Source organism: Sorangiineae bacterium MSr11954, from assembly GCA_037157815.1.
Lineage (GTDB): Bacteria > Myxococcota_A > Polyangia > Polyangiales > Polyangiaceae > Pendulispora > Pendulispora albinea.
Genome location: CP089984.1, coordinates 9,612,662 through 9,632,682 on the forward strand (window position 1 = coordinate 9,612,662; position 20,021 = coordinate 9,632,682).

Sequence of the window (20,021 nt, forward strand, 5' to 3'; positions counted from 1 at the left end):
GCGGTCTGGGCGGCGGAAGGAAGTCGGGAAGCGGGCGGTAAAGGCATCGGCTCGTCCTCGGTGGGGCTAAGGTTTTCGATACGGGCGAAGCTCGGAGGCAAGGGTCTCGAGGACCCGCGCGCGATCCGTTCGAACGAACAGGTGCGCGCCGGGGAAGGTGTGCATCGTAAAAGTGCTGCTCGTCTGGCGCTTCCAACCTGCGAGATCCGCCTTGCGCACGAGGACGTCGCGCTCTCCGCCCAGGACGGAGATGGGGCATAGGAAGGCGCGCTGGCGCTGAAAACGGTAGCCTTTGACGACCGCGAGATCGGCTTGCATGACCGGCAAGAGCGCGCGCACGAACTCGGGATCGTCGAGGAGCGAGTCGGGGACGAGGCCGTAGCGGCGTAGGACGCCCTCGTCGAGCATGGGTGGGAGCGGGGTGCGCGAGGTACCCGAGGCGCGGGCCGGCAGGGCGCGGGCGAGGTGACGGATGCGTGCCAGCGGGCCCGGCTCCAGGCTCGTGACCATGGCGCGAAGCTCGGCGTTGGGGGGCTGATCGGGGGCGGCGGCGGCGGCGATGAAGAGGTGGCTCGGTTGGAGGCCGAAGCGGCGGCGCAGGCGGCGCGCGAGCTCGAAGGCGACGATGACCCCCATGCTGACGCCGAAGAAGGCGAATGGACGATCGAGGAGCGGGAGGATCGCGGTCTCCAGCGCATCGAGGAGCGATGTCAGGTGCGGCTCCGGGGGTTCCTTGATGCGGTCCTCGCGGCCCGGGAGCTGGATGGCGCAGACTTCGATGTGCGGGGGGAGGTGGCTTTGCCAGCCGTTGAAGACGGAGGCGCCGGCGCCGCCGAAGGGGAAGCAAAAGAGGCGAAGGGTGGAATTGGGGCGCGCTTCCCGTCGGGTCCAGCGTTGTGTGGTGTCCGGTGTCTGTGGCTGCGATTTTTCAATTTTCTGTGATGGTGACGGCGTTTTTGCAGTATCCGGTGCCGGGGGTGGCGCGTGGGCGGTATCGCCGAGCAGGGCGAGGAGGCGCACGGCGAGCCTTCGGGGGCTTGGGCCTTCGATGAGCTCGACCACGGGGAGATCGAGGCCGAGATCGTGCTCGATGGAGCCTCGGAGCTCGACGGCGCGAAGGGAGTCGAGGCCGAGATCGCGCAGGGAGAGCTCGGGGTCGATGTCGCTCGGTGCAAGGCCGGAGGCGGAGGAGGCGAGGCCGAGGAGGTAGTGAAGGAGCAGCGCTTCGCGCTGGGTGGCGGCGGCTGCGAGGAGCTTGGCGCGGGTCAGGGTCGATGCGCGTTTGGGGGCGCGGCGGCGGCTCACCGCGTGGCGGAGGACTTCGGGCGGTACGCGTTGGAAGTGAAGGCCGCTGGAGACGGAGAGCACGCGCGAGGCTTCGTCGAGGACGCGGGCGTCGCCGATCAGGGCGTCGCCGCGATCGTGGCCGACGCGCAGCCGCACATGGCAGAAGCGGCGTGTGGCGCGGGCCGCGGGCGGGTTGGGATCGCGGGGCGCGGCTTGGTAGCGGTCGAGGCCCACCGCGAGGTGGACGCCGGCGCCCGCGCCGCGCTCGGGCATGGCGGCGCGGGTGACTTGGCCGCAGGCTTCGGCGATGGCCAGCTCGACGAGGAGCTCGGGGGTCTCGGCGGTGGGCTCGGGGACGCGGATTTCGGCCAGGGCTTCGCCGTCGCGGCGCCAGATTCGCTCGACCAGGCGGAAGCTCGGTCCGATGTGGTGTTCGTCGTCCTTCCAGAGGTCGCGGTAAAAGTCGTCGCCGGTCATCGTTTCGGGGAGGCGCGCGCGCAGCTCGTCGATGGGCGCGCTGTCCCATGGGAGGATGGGCGGCGCGTTGGGCGCGCGGAGGTTGGCCGAGGTGTGGAGGCGCCAGGTGTTCGTTTCGGTGTCCAAGCTGTGGAGCTGAAAGGACGTATCGGTGAGCTCGGGGTCGCCCTGGAGCACGCTCTGGACGGTCAGGGGGGCGTTCTCCGAGAGGACGAGGGGTTCGGAGAAGGCGATGGCGTCGATGGATAGATCGCCGTCGGGGGCGCCGCGGAGGGTCGCGATGGCGGCCATCGCCATGGAGAGGTGCACCACGCCGGAGACGACGATGCGGTCGTAGACGCGGTGATCGCGGAGGACGGCCAGGGCGCGCGCGTCGAGGCGCGCCTCGAAGACGGTCGCCATGGGGGATGGGATCCGTTGGCCGAGGAGTGGGTTGGTGGTGGGGGTGGGGATCGCGGCCGCCGGGGTTGTGGCGGGAATGAGGGGTGCGACGGCGCCGGGGTGCGTGGCGTCCGGGCGCACGGCGTCCGGGCGCGTGGCGTTGGGGCGCACGGCGTCGGGGCGCACGGCGTCGGGGCGACGCGTTGGTTCGATCCAATGGCGCTCGCGATGGAACGGGTATGTCGGGAGCACCGGGCGCGGGCGGGTACCGCGTTGGTGCACGGTGCGCCAATCGATGGGCGCGCCTTGGACCCAGAGCTGGGCGAGGCTGCCCAAGAGCGTGGCGTGCGCGGGCTCGTTGCCGCGGAGCGAAGGGAGCCAGGTGCCGCCCTCGGGGAGACAACGGCGCGCCATGCCGAGAAGCACCGGCTTCGGCCCGATCTCGACGAACGTATCCACGCCGAGCTCGCGCAGCTGCCGCACGCCCTCGGCGAAGTGCACGGGCTCGCGCGCCTGCCGTCGCCAGTAGCCGGCCCGGGCGATTTCGGCGCCCGCGAGGCGGCCCGTCAGGTTGGAGACGAGCTTCACCCGGGGCAATGTCAGCGCGATGGCGGCGGCGCGGGCCTCGATGGCGTCGAGGATCGGATCCATTCGCGCGGAGTGGAACGCGTGCGACACCTGCAAGGTGCGTCCCTTGACCCCGGCCGGCTCGAGGCGCGCGAGCAGCGCCGCGATCGTTTCCGCCTCGCCCGAGACGACCGTCTCCGAAGGGCCATTGATGGCGGCGATCGCAACGCCGTCGTGACCGTCGATCGCCTCGTGAACCCGCTCCACCGGCGCGAAGATGGCGGCCATGGCGCCGCCGGCCGGCAAGCTTTGCATTCGTTTGCCGCGCTCGGCGATGAGCGCCAGGCCGTCTTCGATCGAGAAGACGCCGGCCACGCACGCGGCCGCGACCTCCCCCACGCTGTGGCCCAGGACGGCATCGGGCTGGACGCCGAACGATCGCCAGAGCGCGGCCAGCGCGATCTCGAAGGCGAACATGGCGGGTTGGGTCATCGCCGTCTCGTGGAGCGCGCCTTCCTCGTCCGGCGACCCGGCGAACAACACCGGCAAGAGAGGGCGCGGCAAGAGCGGATCGAGGACGGCCACGCAGCGGTCGAGCGTGTCTCGAAAGACGGGCTCGCGCTCGTAGAGGTCGCGTCCCATTCCCGCAAATTGCGCTCCCTGGCCGGTGAAGAGAAACGCGATCCGCGGGCGCTCGGCGCGCGCGCGGCCCGCGTGGATGCCCGGTAGGTCGAGCGCGCGAACGTCTTCGGCGCGGGGCTCGCGGGCCACGTGCGAGAGCTTTTCGCGCGCCGCGGCGGAGTCCGGGGCAACGATGGCGACGCGGTGTGGAAGCGCTGCGCGCCCGATCGCGGCCGCGTGTGCGACGTCGGCCAGGGCGATCTGCGGGTGCTCCGCGAGGAACGCCTCGTAGCGGGCAGCGAGCACCGGCAACCCAGCATCGCGGCGCGCCGAGAGGCAAAGGACGTGCAGCGGGCGGTCCGCCTCGGGGTGGCGCGCGGCGGTCGCGGGCTTCGGTGGGTCAGTGCCGAAGACGGCCGCAGGCTCCGGGGCTTCCGCCACGATGACGTGCGCGTTGGTGCCGCTCGCTCCGAAGGAGCTGACCCCGGCGATGCGCGGTCCGTGCTCGGCGGTCCACGGGGTGAGCGCGGTGGGGACGATGGCCGCGATCTCGTTCCAGGGGATGTTCGGGTTGGGCTTTCGGAAATGAAGGTGCGGCGGGATCTGGCGATGCTGCAGCGCCAAGACCACCTTGATGAGCCCCGCGATGCCAGCCGCCGACTCGAGGTGGCCGATGTTCGTCTTCACCGATCCGACGGTGAAGGGTCTCCCTTCGGGGCGTCCCTCGCCAAGCGCAGCGCCCAAGGCGCGAAGCTCGATGGGATCGCCCAGCGACGTTCCGGTGCCGTGTGCCTCGACATAGCCGACCTCGGCCGGCTCCACGCCTGCTCGTGCGAGGGCCGCGCGAACGACGGCGCGCTGCGCGAGGCCGTTTGGCACGGTGGGGCCGCTCGACGGTCCATCTTGGTTGACGGCGGAGCCGCGAAGGACGGCGAGGATGGGCGCGCCGGAGGCCACGGCGTCGGAGAGGCGCGCGAGGACGATGGCGCCGCACCCCTCGCCGCGGCCATAGCCGTCGGCCGATTCGTCGAATGTCTTGCAGCGACCGTCGGGGGCGAGCATCCGCGCCTTCGAGAGGATGACGTTCGTGGCGGGGTGGAGCATCAGGTTGACACCCGCGGCGATCGCAAGATCGGTCTCGCCGTTGCGCAAGCCCTGACATGCCAGGTGCACGGCCACGAGCGACGACGAGCACGCGGTGTCGATGGCCATGGCGGGGCCCTGCAGGCCGAGCATGTAACTGAGGCGCCCGGCCGCGAAGTTGAGGGCGTTGCCGGTCGCCATCGTTCCATCGAGGTCGGCGAGATCGCGGAGGGCCGATTGCAGGTGCGCGTAGTCGTTGTTGCTGATGCCGACGTAAACGCCGGTTCGTGAGCCGGCGAGGGCGTCGGGGGCGTGGCCCGCGCGCTCGAGGGCCTCCCACGCGAGCTCCCAGAAGAGGCGGTGCTGGGGATCGATGCTCGCCGCCTCGCGGGGGTTGATGCCGAACAGGCGTGCGTCGAAGCGGTCGACGTCGGCGACGAATCCGCCGCGGCGCGTGGACATCTTCGCCGGCGCGTCGGGATCCGGATCGTACCAGGCGGCGGCGTCCCAGCGATCCACGGGGACCTCACCGGTGGCGTCGATGCCATCGGCGAGCAGGCGCCAGAAAGCTTCCGGTGAGTCCGCGCCGGGGAAGCGGCATGCGAGGCCCATCACGGCGATGGGTTCGTCCAGAGCGGCAGACGTCGTTTCGGCGACCGTCGATTCGACGGCGATCGTTTTGGCGACGGTCGATTTGACGGCGATCGTTCTGGTGACGGTCGACTCGACGGGCCGCGCTTTCGCGGATTGGGTCTCCGCGCCCGTCGTCTCCGCGTGCGTCGTTTCCGTGCCCGTCGCGCCGACCCGCAGCGCGCCCAAAAGGAACGTGGAGAGCTTACCGACGGTGGGATACTCGAAGGCGACGGTGGGCGGAAGCGCGACACCGAGGTCGGACTCGAGCCGCTGGCGCAGGCGAACGCTCATGATCGAGTCCATGCCCAGCTGAAAGAAGCCCTGCTCGGACTCGAGCGTTCCGCCGTCCTCGAGCCCGAGGACCTCGGCCACCCGAGCCCGCACGTGCGCGACGAGGAACCCCAAGCGCTCCTCGGGCAACGCCGTCCCGAGCTTTTGCACGAGGTCGGAGGCGCGGGGCGCGGCGCCTCGTACGTTGCGCACCTCGATGCGATCGAGCAACGGGCGCCGCCTTCGGGCCTCGAACACCGGCTTGAATTTGCTCCAATCGATCGCAGCGACCGTGCGCTGCGCGGCCCCCGCGCCGAGGAACTGTCCTAGCACCTCCAATGCCTGGGCGTTGGGGATCATCTCGAAGCCGAGCTCGCGGAGGTACGCCTTCACCTCGTCGCTCATGTCGGCGACCATGCTGCCGCCTTCCCACCCGCCCCAATCGATGCTCACCGCCGTCGCGCCCCGACGCCGCCGCGCATGCGCGAGCGCGTCGAGGAAGTGGTTCGCCGCGCCGTAGGCGCCCAACAGTCCACCGCCCCACGTGGCGGCCGCCGACGAGAACAGGACGAAGAAGTCGAGCGGGCGGTCGCCGATCAGGCGATCGAGCACGAAGGCGCCGGTGACCTTGGGTGCAAATAAGAAGTCGACCGTGGCCGGATCGGTATCCACGAGCAGCTTCGGCCGCGAGGTGCCTGCCGCATGAATCACACCGGCCAGCGGGCGACCTCGCCGGCCGATGTCGGCGAGGACCTCCGCCATTCGGTCCTCGTCGGAGACATCGGCTGCCACGGCATGAACCGTGGCTCCGCAGGCTTCCATCGCCCGCACGACGGGCGCGGCGCTCTCCGGCAGGCCTCCGCGACCCGTGAGAACCAGGTGCCTCGCGCCCTCGTCCACCAGCCAGCGTGCGACCTCGAGGCCGAGGCCGCGCAGGCCGCCGGTCACCAGGTACGTCGCATCCGGGCGCAGGGCCGGCGGCGGGGTCTGCTCCGCGCGGGCGCGCACGAGACGCGCGACGAGGCGTTCGCCGCCTCGGTAGGCGATGTGATCTTCGAGATCGGGCCGCGTGAGCTCGTCGGCCAGCTGCGGAAAATCGATCCCGGCATAGGGCTCCAGATCGAGGAGGCCACCCCATAGCTCCGGGTGCTCGAGGGCCACGGTGCGTCCGATGCCCCAGATGGGCGACTGTGCGATGGCCAAGGGAGTTTCGCCGTCCGCAGGTTGCGCCCCACGTGTGACGATCCAGAGCTTCGCCTGCTGCGCGCCGCGGACGAGCGCCTGCACGATGGGCGGGATGCTTCCCGCGCCGAGCTTCTGGGCCGCGGTGAGCGACTCCACGTCGAGCGCATCGGTCTCGGGCGCGTCCAAGCTGAAAAGGTGCACGATGCCGCGAAGGGGCCCGCCTGCGGACGTCTCGGCGACGAGCCATGCGATGTCCTCCGTGGAGGTGGGGTCCACCGTATAATGATCGGCCTCGAACGGTGCGGGTGCCCCGCGCGTGCCGGCCTCCGCGCGAACGACGTGCTGTCCGCGCGCCACCAGAGCGTGCGATAGGGCATCGCCCAACCCGCAAGCATCGGCGAGGACGATCCAGCGTCCCACTTCGCGCGAGGGTGCGCGCTCGTCGTCGGGGGCGGAAGGTCGCGGTTTTTTCTCCCACACGAGCTCGTAGAGCCAGTCCGAGAGATGGCTTTGGGCGGCGCGTCGAAGGAGCGATCGATCCGCGGGGCCGAGGAGCAATCCGACGGCCTCGACGAGCGCGCGGCCCGCGTCGTCGGCGATGCGTACGTCGACTTTTCCGTCCTCGCGCGGACGGCTGTAGGCCCACACGGCAGCGCCGGCGCGCGCGAAGGTGCGGAGCCGCTCGATCGATACGGGCAACGCGATGGAGTCCGTGTCGAGCCCGGCGAGGAGCAGCGCCATGGTGAGCGTGGGCGGGTCCACGCGAAAGAGCCCCACCTCGGCGGCGCGTGCTTCGGGGATGCGCAGGCGCGCGAGCATTTCGCCCGATTCGCGGCCGCGCCAGACGTGCTCCAGGCCCTGGTAGCTGGCGCGAAGTGCGAGGCCGCGCTCCGCCAAGCTCGAAAGCGCGTCGGCGGCGCGCATCTCCTCGCGGCATCGGGCGCGAATGTCGGAGAGCGCGAGCGGCGCGGGGATGGTGTGGGCGGCCTCGGGGATCCGCACGATGCGCGCCGTTGCGGCGGGCGATGCTCCGTCGCCGGAGTACACGGCGAGGTCGAAGCCGTCCACGGGGGACGTCTCCGGTGCGGTGGGGACGAGGACGAGCTGCGCCGCGAGGCGTCCGTCCGGAGGGACTTCGAGCGGTGCGACGAACGTCAGATCGTCGATGGCGAGACGGTCCGAGGTGGTATCGCTCGCGGCCGCAAGCATCGCTTCGACCAGGGCGCCCGCGGGGGCGACGGGCAGGCCGAGCACGATGTGCTCGCGCAGGAATGCGAGCGAGCCCACGTCCGGATCCAGCGCGATGAGGTGCTCGCGTGGTGGGCGCGCCGCCGTCACCCGGGCGCCGAGGAGGGGGTGAAGGCGGCGCGTGGGCTCCGTGCGCGCCGTCTCCTCCGGCGCAGGGATCCAGTAGCGTTTGCGCTGCCATGGGTACGCGGGCGTTGGAACGACGTGGCCCTTGGGATAGAGGCGGCCCAGATCCACCGAGGCGCCGCCCACGTGCAGCGCCGCGAGCGCCTCTCGAATCTGCGTGGCATCGGGGTGCGCTGCCGCCTCGGACGTCGGGTCTGCGTCGTACGGCACGCCCCTCTCGAGCTCGGGCCGATGCAGCGAGGGGACGACCAGCGCTTGCCGGCCGAGGTGGAGCACACCTTGGTCGATGGGGTTCGTCAAAATGGGGTGCGGCGAAACCTCGAGGAACGCATCGTAGCCGTCGCCGAGGAGGCGCTCCAGCGCGGGCCAGAAGAGCACCGATGCGCGAAGGTTGGTCACCCAGTATTCGGGTTGTCCGAAGGGCGTGTTGGCGACCGGGCCATCGCCGGCCGCCGCCGTCGAATAAATCGGAACACGGGGAACGCCGGGCGCGATCCCCTCGAGCGCGGCGAGTAACTCCGGCAGCACCGGATCGAGGTGCGGACTATGGGCGGCCACGGCGACGCGCAGGCGCCGGCAGAACACGTTGCGCGCCGTCAGCTGGGCGACGATGGTATCGAGCGTTGCGCGATCGCCGGAGAGCACGGTGGACCGCGGTCCGTTGGCGACCGCGATGGATATGCGGTCCTCGAGGCCGCGAACGATGTCCTTCGCCTCGTCGAGGGAGAGCTCCGCGGCCATCATGGCGCCTTCGTTCGCCGTCCCTGCCCGCTCGAGCAGTCGGCTTCGGGCGCAGATGATCCGCGCGGCGTCCGCGAGGCTCAGGGCGCCCGCGACGTGCGCCGCGGAGATTTCGCCCATGCTGTGCCCCACCACGGCGTCGGGCTCGACGCCGTACGCGCGAAAGAGGGCGGCCAGCCCCACCTGCACGGCGAAGATGACGGGCTGGGTCACCGCCATTTCATCGTAGCGATCCCGCTCGCTGCGGAGCACGTCGATGACGTCGAACGGCGCGTGCTTTCGGAGCTCCTCCGCGCACCTGGCGACGGCGTCGTGGAAGACCGGCTCGTCGTCGAGGAGCGCGCGCGCCATTCCAAGCCACTGCGAGTTGTGTCCGGAGAAGACGAAGACGAGCTTCCTCCGTTTCGCCGGCGAAGGAGCCTCCGACCGCGCCAAGAACGCATCGAGCCGCGCCACGAGCGTCTCGCGCGTTTCCCCCACGACGGCCGCGCGGTACGCATGGTGCGAGCGTCTCACGGCGGCCGTGTAGCAAAGGTCCTCGAGTGACGACGGCGGTGGCGCGCCAGCCGATGATGGCGATGCCACGCCTTCTGGAGTGGGCGCGCCGGCCAGCGCCTTCCGATACGCGCGCGCAAGATCGCGCAAGGCCTCGGGCGCGCGGGCACTGAATGTGAGCAGATGTGCTCGGCCTTCGGGGGCGACGCCATCGGGTGCCTTGGCGGACGTGGTCGTGGTCGTGGTTGCGGTCGCGTGAGGCGCTTCGGCCACGATCGCCCGGCGCGCTTCCTCCACGGTCGCGCGGGCCGCGCCCTCCGCACTCGACCGGGGCGTCTCCTCCGCACTCGACCGGGGCGCCTCTTCCACGATGACGTGCGCGTTCGTGCCGCTCATGCCGAACGAGCTGATGCCGGCGATGCGCGTCTCCTCGCCGGCCATACCTGCCACCCATGGCACGCGCGCGGTCGGAACGATGACGGGCAGCTCGGCCCAAGGGATGTTCGGGTTCGGCTGGGTGAAGTGGGCGAGCGGCGGGAGCTCGGCGTGCCGAAGCATTTGCACGGCGCGAATGAACCCCGCGATCCCGGCCGCCGCTTCGAGGTGCCCGATGTTCGCCTTCGCCGAGCCGAGCACCAGCGGGTTCAGCGGGGTTCGGCCGTCGCCCAGCGCGGAGGCCGCGGCCTGCACCTCGATGGGATCACCGAGGGGGGTGCCGGTGCCGTGGGCCTCCAGGTACCCGACGCGCCGGGGCGCGAGCCCCGCGGCGGCGAGCGCGTCGCGGATCACGGCGGTCTGCGCGGGACCGTTGGGCACCGTGAGGCCGCTCGTGCGCCCATCGTGGTTGACGGCCGACCCTCGGACGAGCGCCAGAATGGGATCGCCATCGCGTTGCGCGTCCGAGAGGCGCTTGAGGACGACCATGCCGCACCCCTCGCCGCGCACATAACCATCGGCGGAGGCGTCGAAGGTCTTGCAGCGACCGTCCGGCGCGAGCGCGCGCATGCGCGAGAAGAACCCGGTCGCCATGGGCGAGAGCATCAAGTTCACGCCGCCCGCCATGGCCAGATCCGCTTCACCGTTCGAGAGCGCCTGACACGCGAGGTGCACGGCCACGACCGACGACGAGCACGCGGTGTCGATCGGCATGCACGGGCCCTCGAGCCCCAAGGTGAACGAGATGCGCCCCGCCGTGCAGCTGAAGGCGTTCCCCGTCATGGCGTAGGCGTCCGAGCCCGCCGTCTCCGACTGCGCGAGGAGCGCCGCGTAGTCGTTGCTCGCCACCCCCACCATGACGGCCGTACGGCTGCCCGCGAGGCGGTCCACCACCTGCCCCGCGTTCTCGAGCGCCTCCCAGCTCACCTCGAGGAGCATCCGCTGCTGCGGATCCATCGCCACGGCCTCGCGCGGCGAAATGCCGAAGAACGCCGCGTCGAACCCGTCGATGGGAACGCCGTGGAGAAAGCCGCCGCGGCGCACGTACATTTTGCCGGGCGCGTCGGGGTCGGGATCGTAATACGCGTCGATGTCCCAGCGGTCGCGCGGGATCTCCGACGTGGCGTCTGCCCCATCTTGCACCAGGCGCCAGTACGCATCCGGATCGTTCGCGCCGCCCGGGAACCGGCACGCCATACCGATCACCGCGATCGGCTCGCCGCGTTCAATCGTGCGCGCGGGGCGCACGGCGGTATCGGCCGTTCCGAGAAGGACGGACTCCAGGTAGGCCGCCAGCGCGTCCACGTTGGGGTAGTCGAACGCCACCGTCGCCGGGAGCGGCCGGCCAAGGCTTTGCTCGAGCCGCTTTCGCAGCTCCACCGACATGAGCGAGTCCATCCCCAGGTCGAAGAACCCGAGCGCCCAATCGAGCTCGCCCCGCCCCTCCCCGAGCACGTGCGCCGCGTGCGACTCCACCAGCGAAGCCAGCCCCGCACGCCGTCGTGCAGCCGGCAGCTCGGCGAGCTCCCGCGCGAGCGGCGTCGGGCTCCCTGCCCCACCGGGAGACGCCGAATCGGAGCTCGGCGATGGCGCGGCCTCCCGCGACGGCTCGGCCTCCCGCGATGGCGCGGCCTCCCGCGATGGCTCGGCCTCCCGCGATGGCGCGGCCTCCCGCGATGGCGCGGCCTCCCGCGAGGTGTCCACCTCGGATGCGTCCTCGAGCCAATAGCGACGCCGTTGAAACGGATACGTGGGGAGCACCACCCGTCGCCGGGGACGGTCCTGGTCGAGCAGCGCCCAATCGACGTCACCGCCGCGCGTCCAGAGGCGGGCCAGGCTCGACAGGATTTGCTTGGTATCGCCCGCGCGCCCGCGGCTCTCCCGCAGCGACGGCAACCAAACGGCGTCGCTCTCCGGGAGGCACTTGCGCCCCATTCCAAGCAGCACCGGGCGCGGCCCAATCTCGATGAAGACGTCCACCCCCAGCGACGCGAGCGTCTTCATCCCCGCCTCGAAACGAACCGGTTCGCGCACATGGCGGCGCCAGTACGAAGCGGACCCCAGCTCACCGGCACCAGCCAGCACACCGGTGACATTCGAGACGACCCGCGCGCGGGGCACACCGAACGAGATACCGCGCGCCACCGCCTCGAAGCGGTCGAGGATCGGCTCCACCCACGGCGAATGAAACGCGTGCGAGACAGCGAGGCGTCGCGTCTTGACCGATCGAGCTTCCAGCGCTGCGCAAGCCGCATCGAGGGCCGACGCCTCACCGGCGATGACATTCTCGAGCGGCCCATTCGCCGCGGCCACGGTCACCGACGGATGCTCGGCGAGGATCTCCGCGATCCGTTCCTCCGACGCAAAGACGGCCGCCATGGCGCCGCCCGAGGGGAGGCCGTCCATCAACCGCGCGCGCTCGGCGACGAGCCGCATTCCGTCTTCGAGCGCGATGGCCCCCGTCGCACAAGCCGCGGCAATTTCACCGACGCTATGGCCCATGACGGCGTACGGCTCCACGCCCCACGAGCGCCATAGCTCGGCCAGCGCGATCTCCAGCGCAAAGAGCGCAGGTTGCGTGTAAAGCGTCTCGTCGATGGGCGAAGGGCTCCCCTCCTCCGGATAAAGGACGCTCAAGAGCCTCGCCGGCAAGAGCGGCGCGGCGATAGCGTCGCATCGATCCACGACCGCGCGAAAGACGGGCTCCGTCTCGTAAAGCTCGCGCCCCATGCCCGCATACTGGGAGCCTTGCCCCGTAAAGAGAAATGCGATGCGGGGCTTTGCCTTTCCTACATCACGGACCGCCAGCGCCTCCGCCCCCGCGTCGCGAATGTCCGATTTTTCGCGAAGCTGCTGCGCGAGCTCGGCCGCCGTAGCACCGAGGACGGCCATGCGGTGGGGCATGGGTGTTCGTCCGGTATTGGCGGTAAATGCGATATCGCCAACCTGGACGAGCACACGCGACACGCCACCGGCGCCGCTCGCGCCCAACACCGTGGCGCTCGCGCCCAACGCCGTGGCGCTCGCGCCCAACGCCGTGGCGCTCGCGCCCAACGCCGTGTCCTTCGCGTCCGACACGGTGACGCTCACGTCCAACGCCGCCCCCTTCGCGACCGACACGGTGGCACTCGCGGCCGCCGCCGCACCCTTCGCGACCGATTCGGCGACGCTCGCATCCGATGCCGCACCCTTCGCGATCGATTCGGCGACGATCCCGTCCGATGCCGCGCCCTTCGCGTCCAACGCTGCGTCCTTCGCGTCCAACACGGTGGCGCTCGGGGCCGACGCCGCGCCCTTCGCGGCCGACATGGCGACGCTCGCATCCGATGCCGCGTCCTTCGCGTCCGATGCCACAACGCTCGCATCCGACGCCGCGCCCTTCGCGGCCGACGCCACGTCCTTCGCGACCGACGCGGTGGCGCTCGCGCCCAACACCGCGCCCTTCGCGGTCGACGCGGTGACGCTCGCATCCGATGCCGCGCCCTTCGCGTCCAACGCCGTGTCCTTCGCGTCCGATGCCACGACGCTCGCATCCGATGCCGCGTCCTTCGCGTCCGATGCCACAACGCTCGCATCCGATGCCCCGCCCTTCGCGCCCGACACGGCGACGCTCGCATCCGATGCCGCGTCCTTCGCGTCCGATGCCCCAACGCTCGCATCCGATGCCCCGCCCTTCGCGCCCGACGCGGTGACGATCCCGTCCGACGCCGTGCTGCTCGCGTCCAACGCGGTGACGCTCACGTCTTTCGCGTCCGATACCACGACGCTCGCGTCCAACGCCGCGGCGTAGCGCGCAGCTAGAGCCGACAGGGCGTCGGGGCTCTTCGCTGATAGCGTGAGCACATGGATCGGACGTTCGGGCGTTTGGTGCGGCTCTTCTACGTGCGCCGGCGCGGCCTCCAGGATGACGTGCGCGTTGGTGCCGGAGAGCCCGAAGGAGCTCACCCCCGCCAGGCGCCGTCCGGAGGGCCACGGGGTGGCCTCCGCGGTGACGCGCACCGGGAGCTGCGCCCAATCGATGTGCGGGTTGGGCGTCCGGAAATGCAAATGCGGCGGAATGAGATCGTGCTCGAACGCCATAGCCACCTTGAGCACCCCGGCCACGCCGGCGGCCGCCTCGAGGTGACCGATGTTCGTCTTCACCGAGCCGACCAAGAGCGGACGATCGGCTGGACGGCCCGCGCCAAGCGCGCCCGCCAGCGCATCGATTTCGATGGGATCGCCCAACGATGTGCCGGTGCCGTGGGCCTCCACATAGCTGATCTCGGCAGGGGGAACGCCGGCCGCCGCGAGGGCGTCGCAGATCACGGCGCGCTGGGCGAGGCCGTTTGGTACGGTGAAGCCGCTGGAGGCGCCATCGTGGTTGACGGCGGATCCACGCACCACCGCCAGCACATGATCGCGATCGGCGAGCGCGTCCGACAGCCGCTTCAAGACGAGGATGCCGCACCCCTCGCCGCGCGCGTATCCGTCGGCCGCGGCGTCGAACGTTTTGCAGCGACCATCGGGGGCCAGCGCGCGCGCGCCGGAGAGAAAGACGAACGGCAACGGCGACAAGAGGAGTTGGACGCCGCCGGCGAGCGCCAGGTTGCATTCGCCGGCGCGCAGGCTCTGGCACGCCAAGTGGAGGGCCACCAGCGAGGACGAGCACGCGGTGTCCAGCGAGAGCGAGGGGCCGTGGAGCCCGAGCAGATACGAGAGACGGCCCGCAGCGAAGCAAAAACCGTTGCCCGTGCCGGAGTAAGCGTCGATGGCCGCCGGATCGGCGCCACCCAAGAGCGCATAGTCGTTGACGCCGATGCCCACGTAGACACCGGTGCGCGATCCCGCGAGGCGCGCGGCGGATTGCCCGGAGCGTTCGAGGGCCTCCCACGCTACCTCCAAGAGCAGCCGCTGCTGCGGATCCATCCGGCTCGCCTCGCGCCGCGAGATGCCGAAGAAGCGCGCGTCGAAGCGGTCCACACCTTCGATGAAGGCGGCCGAGCGCGTGTACATTTTGCCGCGCGCATCGGGATCGGGATCGTAGAAGCGGTCGATGTCCCATCGCTCGGCGGGGATTTCGCGGATGGTATCGGTCCCCGAGCGGAGCACGCGCCAGAGCGCTTCGGGATCGTCGGCGCCCGGGAAGCGGCAAGCCGCGCCGACGATGGCGATCGGCGCCGTGCGCGCATGCTCGAGCGCGTCGACCTTGGCCTGGAGCTTCTTCAGGACGAGGAGCGTCTTTTGTTGCGCGGTCAGCTCCGTAGGACGCGCCTCCGCGGTCTCTGTCATCGGGCAGCCTCCTCCGCCAAAAATCGCGCGGCAAACTCCTCGAGCTCCGAGGCCACGTCGCTCTCCGAGAGACCTTGCACCTCCGCGAGGAGCTCCTCGTCGCGCGCGGCCGCCGCCGCGCGACCGTTCGTCGCGACAGGGGTGTCGCCCGTGAATCCGAGCACCTCGGCGGCAAGGTATCGGCCGAGCGACTCCACGGTGGGGTAGTTGAAGACGAGGCTCGCCGGAAGTGAGGTATCGAGCGCGAGCTGCAGTCGGTTGCGGAGCTCGAGGGCCATGAGCGAGTCCATCCCCATGTCGAAGAAGCCCTGGCGGGCAGACGGCCCTCGCGAGGGATCGCTGCGCAGGATGGTGGCGATGGTGCGTTGAAGCTCGCTCGCGAGGAGCTCTTCGCGCTCGGGCGGTGGCGCTGCGCGAAGGCGCAGAAGGAGCTCTCCACGGACGGCGGACCCGCCGTTCGAGAGGCTTTCGGTCGAAACGAGCTCGGAGAAGAGCGGGGGTATTTCGGCGGCGGGTCGCCCGGCAAAGGTGCGCGGCCACGAGCCGGGAAGAACGGCCACCTCCGTGAGCCCGGCCACGATGGCACGCTCGAGAACATCGAGGCCGTACTCCGCTGGGATGGGCTCCACGCCAAAGGTGCCCCAGCGTTCGCGGGTGGCAACGTCGGCCATGCCGATGGTCCAGGGGCCCCAATCCACGACGAGCGCCGGAAGCCCGCGCGCGCGCCGTTCGTGCGCGAGCGCATCCAGGAACGCATTCGCCGCCGCATACGCGCCCTGCCCCGGCGCGCCGAGGAGGGCTGCGCCGGAGGAAAAGAGGACGAAGAAGTCGAGCGCGTCGCCACCGCCGGCAAGCGCCGAGTCTCCGACGAGCGTCGCGTCGCGTACGGGCGCCGCGTTGCGCGCGAGGGTCGCGTCGCGTATGGGCACCGCGGCGCGTGCGAGGGGCGCGTCGTGCACGGGCGCCGCGTTGCGCGCGAGGGTCGCGTCGTGTACGGGCTCCGCGGCGCGTGCGAGGGGCGCGTCGTGTACGGGCTCCGCGGTGCGTGCGAGGGGCGCGTCGCGTACGGGCTCCGCGGCGCGTGCGATGGGCGCGTCGCGTATGGGCTCCGCGGCGCGTGCGAGGGGCGCGTCGTGTACGGGCTCCGCGGCGCGTGCGAGGGGCGCGTCGCGTGCGAGCGTCGATGCGTGCAGATTCCACGCACCTTGGGCTTTGGGTGCCATGGCCCGCTCCAAGGTGGCGCGGTCCGTTCGCGCGAGAAGGCCGCCGATGGCCACACCGGCCGCATGGATCACACCGCGCAGAGGGCCAAGAGCACGCGCGGCTTTCAGCGCCCGTTCGACCTCTGCGGGTCGCGAAACATCGGCTTGCACGACGCAGACGCGCACCTTGCCGCCCTCGAGCGCGGCGATCCGCTCCGCAGCCTCCGGCGAGGGCGCGCTTCGCGACACGAGCACCACGTTCGTTGCCCCGCGTGCGACGAGCCACCGTGCCACCTCGAGGCCGATCGCGCCGAGGCCGCCGGTCACGAGGTACGTCGCCGAAGGACGCAGCGCGAGCCGCGCGGGCCCCGCGACATTGGGCATCTCGATCCGCGCCAGGCGCGCCACGTGCCGCTGTCCCCCGCGAAAACGGACATACTCGAACGACGCACCCAGCAGCTCCGCGGCCATCTCCGCAGCTTCGCGCCCCCGCGCATCGCCCGGCCCAGGGTCCAAGTCGATGACGCCACCGAAAGCCTCCGGATGCTCGACCGCGAGGACCCGCCCGAGCCCCGCGATACCGCTCGCATCGAGCCCGCCACGCGTGACGAAGAAAATCCGAGGCTGCCCCGGCTCCGCGACCGCCGATTGAATCGTCTCCAGCGCCGCCGCCGCAACCTCCACGGCTCCCTCCGGCGCCGCCCCATGGACGTCCAGCGCCCCGAGATCGACGATCCCCTCGAACCGCCTCGCATCCCACGCACCGGCAGCCGCATCCCACGCACCGGCAGCCGCATCCCGCGCACCGGCAGCCGCATCCCGCGCACCCGCACTGGCACCCGCAGCCGCCCCGCGGACAGCAGTCACGCCGTGCGCCTCGAGCGCCGTCACCAGCGCATCGGCGAGTCCCTGACCATCGCCCACGACCCGCCATACGCGCGACGGCGGCGCGATCGCAGAAGGTGTCGGCGGCGCGATCGCAGAAGGTGTCGGCGGCGCGATCGCAGAAGGTGTCGGCGGCGCGATCGCAGAAGGTGTCGGCATCGCGCCCGCAGAAGGGGTCGGCGTCGCGCTCGCAGAAGGTGACGACGTCGGGGTCGCGAAAGACATCCCCGTCGATGCCGCCGCAGCAGACACGGCACGGACCGTGGGTCGCCACGCCAGCGCATAGAGCCCCGACGAGGAATCGCCAGGTCGCCGACCCGCACCGTCGAGCCAGAATCGCTCGCGTTGAAACGGATACGTCGGGGCCGAGGTCCGGCGTCCGGGACCGTCCAGGGCAATAGATGCACCATGCATCCAAACACCGCCGAGGCTGAGAAGCACACGCTCGCGATCGTCTTCGCCTTTGCGCAGCGACGGCAACCACGCCGCCGCGCGATCGTCGGGCAGGCAGCGACGGCCCATGGCGACCAAGGTGGGCCGCGGCCCGATCTCGAGGAAAATGCGAACGCCCTCGCGATCGAGCGTCTCCATGCCGGCCGCAAAGCGCACGGGCGCCCGCGTATGACGTCTCCAATACGCGGCGCTCACCGACGGCAGCAGCGCGCCGGTCACGTTCGAGACGAGCGCGATGCGCGGCGCCTCGTAGCGGACGGTGGCGGCGACGCGCTCGAAGGCGTCGAGCATCGGCTCCATGAGCGCCGAGTGAAAGGCGTGCGACACGGTGAGCTTCGTCGTCCTGCGGCCGCGAGCCTCGAACCGCTTCGCCACCGCTGCGACGGCGTCTTCCGGGCCCGCGATCACCGCGTCCTCGGGACCATTCACCGCGGCCACGCACGTCCCCTCGGCGAGGCCCGCGACGATCTCCGCCTCGGGCGCCGCGATCGACACCATGGCACCGCCCGCGGGCAGCTCCTGCATCAGACGCCCGCGCGCCAAGACCAGCCTCAATCCGTCCTCGAGGCGCAAGGCCCCCGCGACCACCGCCGCCGCATACTCGCCGACGCTGTGACCCATCACCACGTCGGGCACGACACCGCGCGCGCGCCAGGACTCGGCCAGCGCCACCTCCAGCGCGAACAGCGCAGGTTGCGTGACCGCCGTCGCGTGGAGCGGGCCTTGCGCATCGCCCTCGGCGAAGAGCAACGATAGCAAGGGCCGCTCGAGCTGACCGCGGCATAGCTCGTCGCACTGCTCCAGCACCCTCCGAAACACCGGGTCCGTTTCGTAGAGGCCGCGCCCCATCCCCGCGTACTGGGAGCCTTGCCCGGTGAACAGAAAGGCCACACGCGGCGGAGGCCCTTCACCAAGCCGAAACGAAGGCGCCCCCTCGAGCCGCACCGCCACCTCCTCCGCGCTGCGCCCCACCACGGCGAGCCGGTGCTCGAACGGCGTTCGCCCGATGCGCGCAGTTCGGCAAAGGTCACCAAACTCACCGGGACGCATCCTCATCGCAAGCGCCCAACGGCCCGCAAGCTCACGCAACGCCACCTCCGACCGCGCCGACAAAACGAGGAGCTCGCACGAGGCCTCCACCAAGCGCACAGGCTCCGACCCCACCGAACCCGCTGGCTGCGCCCCCGCCGATCGCGCTCGATCCGGCCCGACCGGGCGCACTTGCTCCGACCCCACCGAACCCGCTGGCTGCGCCCCCGCCGATCGCGCTGCGTCCAACGCAACGGAGCGCACAGGCTCCGACCCCACCGAACCCGCAAGCTCCAGCCCGAGCGAACGCACGGGCGAAACGGCCACCGCACGCGCAGCCGGCGGAAGCACCGGCGCTTCTTCGAGCACGACGTGCGCGTTGGTTCCACCAAAGCCAAAGGAGCTAACCCCCGCAAAGCGACGCGAGGCACCGGGAGGCCACGGGCGGCGCTCCGTTGGAATCACGAACGGCGTGCCGCTCAAGGAGATGTTCGGATTGAGCTCGCGAAGGTGGAGATGCGGCGGAATGGCCCCGCGCTCGAGCGCGAGCACGGCTTTGATGAACCCCGCGACCCCCGCCGCCGACTCGAGGTGACCGATGTTCGTCTTGACGGAGCCCATGGCGCACGCGGCGCCGTTGGAGCGCGCGCCGTACGTCTCGCGCAGCGCTTCGACCTCGATGGGATCGCCGAGCGACGTTCCCGTGCCGTGGGCCTCGACGTACCCCACCTCCTCGCCCCCGAGCCGCCCGTTGGCGAGGGCGCGCCGGATCACGTCCATTTGCGCGTGGATGCTGGGCGCGGTGAGCCCGTTCGAGCGCCCGTCTTGGTTCACGGCGGTGCCTCGAACCACCGCGAGGATGCGATCGCGATCGGACAGCGCATCGGACAGGCGCTTCAAGACGACGATGCCGCACCCTTCCCCGCGCACGTAACCGTCGGCGCGCGCATCGAACGTCTTGCAGCGCCCGTCGGCCGCCATCATCCGCGCGCGCGAAAGGGCCACCGTGGTGTCGGGCGTCAGGATCAGGTTCACGCCACCGGCGAGCGCCAGATCCGACTCGCCGCTGCGCAAGCTCTGACAAGCCCCGTGAATGGCCACGAGAGACGACGAGCACGCGGTGTCGATCGTCATGCTGGGGCCGCGGAAATCACCGAAGTACGAGAGGCGGTTGGCCACGATGCATGGCGCGGAGCCCGAGCCCGCGTACGCGTCGAGGCGCGTGAGATCGGCGAACTGGAGCCCCGCATAGTCCGAGAGGCTCACCCCCACGAACACCCCCGTGGCGCTGCCGGCGAGCCGATGGGCCGCGATGCCCGCGTGCTCGAGCGCCTCCCAAGCCACCTCCAGGACGAGCCTTTGCTGCGGGTCCATGCGAGCCGCCTCGCGCGGCGAGATGCCGAAGAACTCCGCGTCGAACCGGTCCGCGCCCTCGAGAAAGCCGCCCCAGCGCGTGTACATCTTGCCCGGCGCGTCCGGATCGGGATCGTACCACGCGTCGCGGTCCCAGCGATCGCGCGGGGCCTCCACGATGGCGTCGCGCCCCTCGTCCAACATCGTCCAGAACCGATCCGGGGTGTCGGCGCCGCCGGGGAAGCGGCAGCCGATGCCGATGACGGCGATGGGCTCGGA

Annotated in this window: 2 protein-coding genes; both read right to left on the minus strand. The window is 71.0% G+C overall.

Going from position 1 to position 20,021, the window contains the following annotated elements; all coding sequences use genetic code 11:
- Positions 1–66: 66 nt before the first annotated feature.
- Positions 67–14,820, minus strand: coding sequence for an SDR family NAD(P)-dependent oxidoreductase (locus LZC94_37670; protein WXB13561.1), 14,754 nt, complete (start codon positions 14,818–14,820; stop codon positions 67–69).
- Positions 14,817–19,997: an SDR family NAD(P)-dependent oxidoreductase gene (locus LZC94_37675; protein WXB20297.1), complete on the minus strand. Its 5,181-nt coding sequence runs from the start codon at positions 19,995–19,997 to the stop codon at positions 14,817–14,819. Before LZC94_37675 ends, LZC94_37670 begins: the two co-directional genes overlap by 4 nt.
- Between the last annotated feature and the right edge of the window lie 24 nt (positions 19,998–20,021).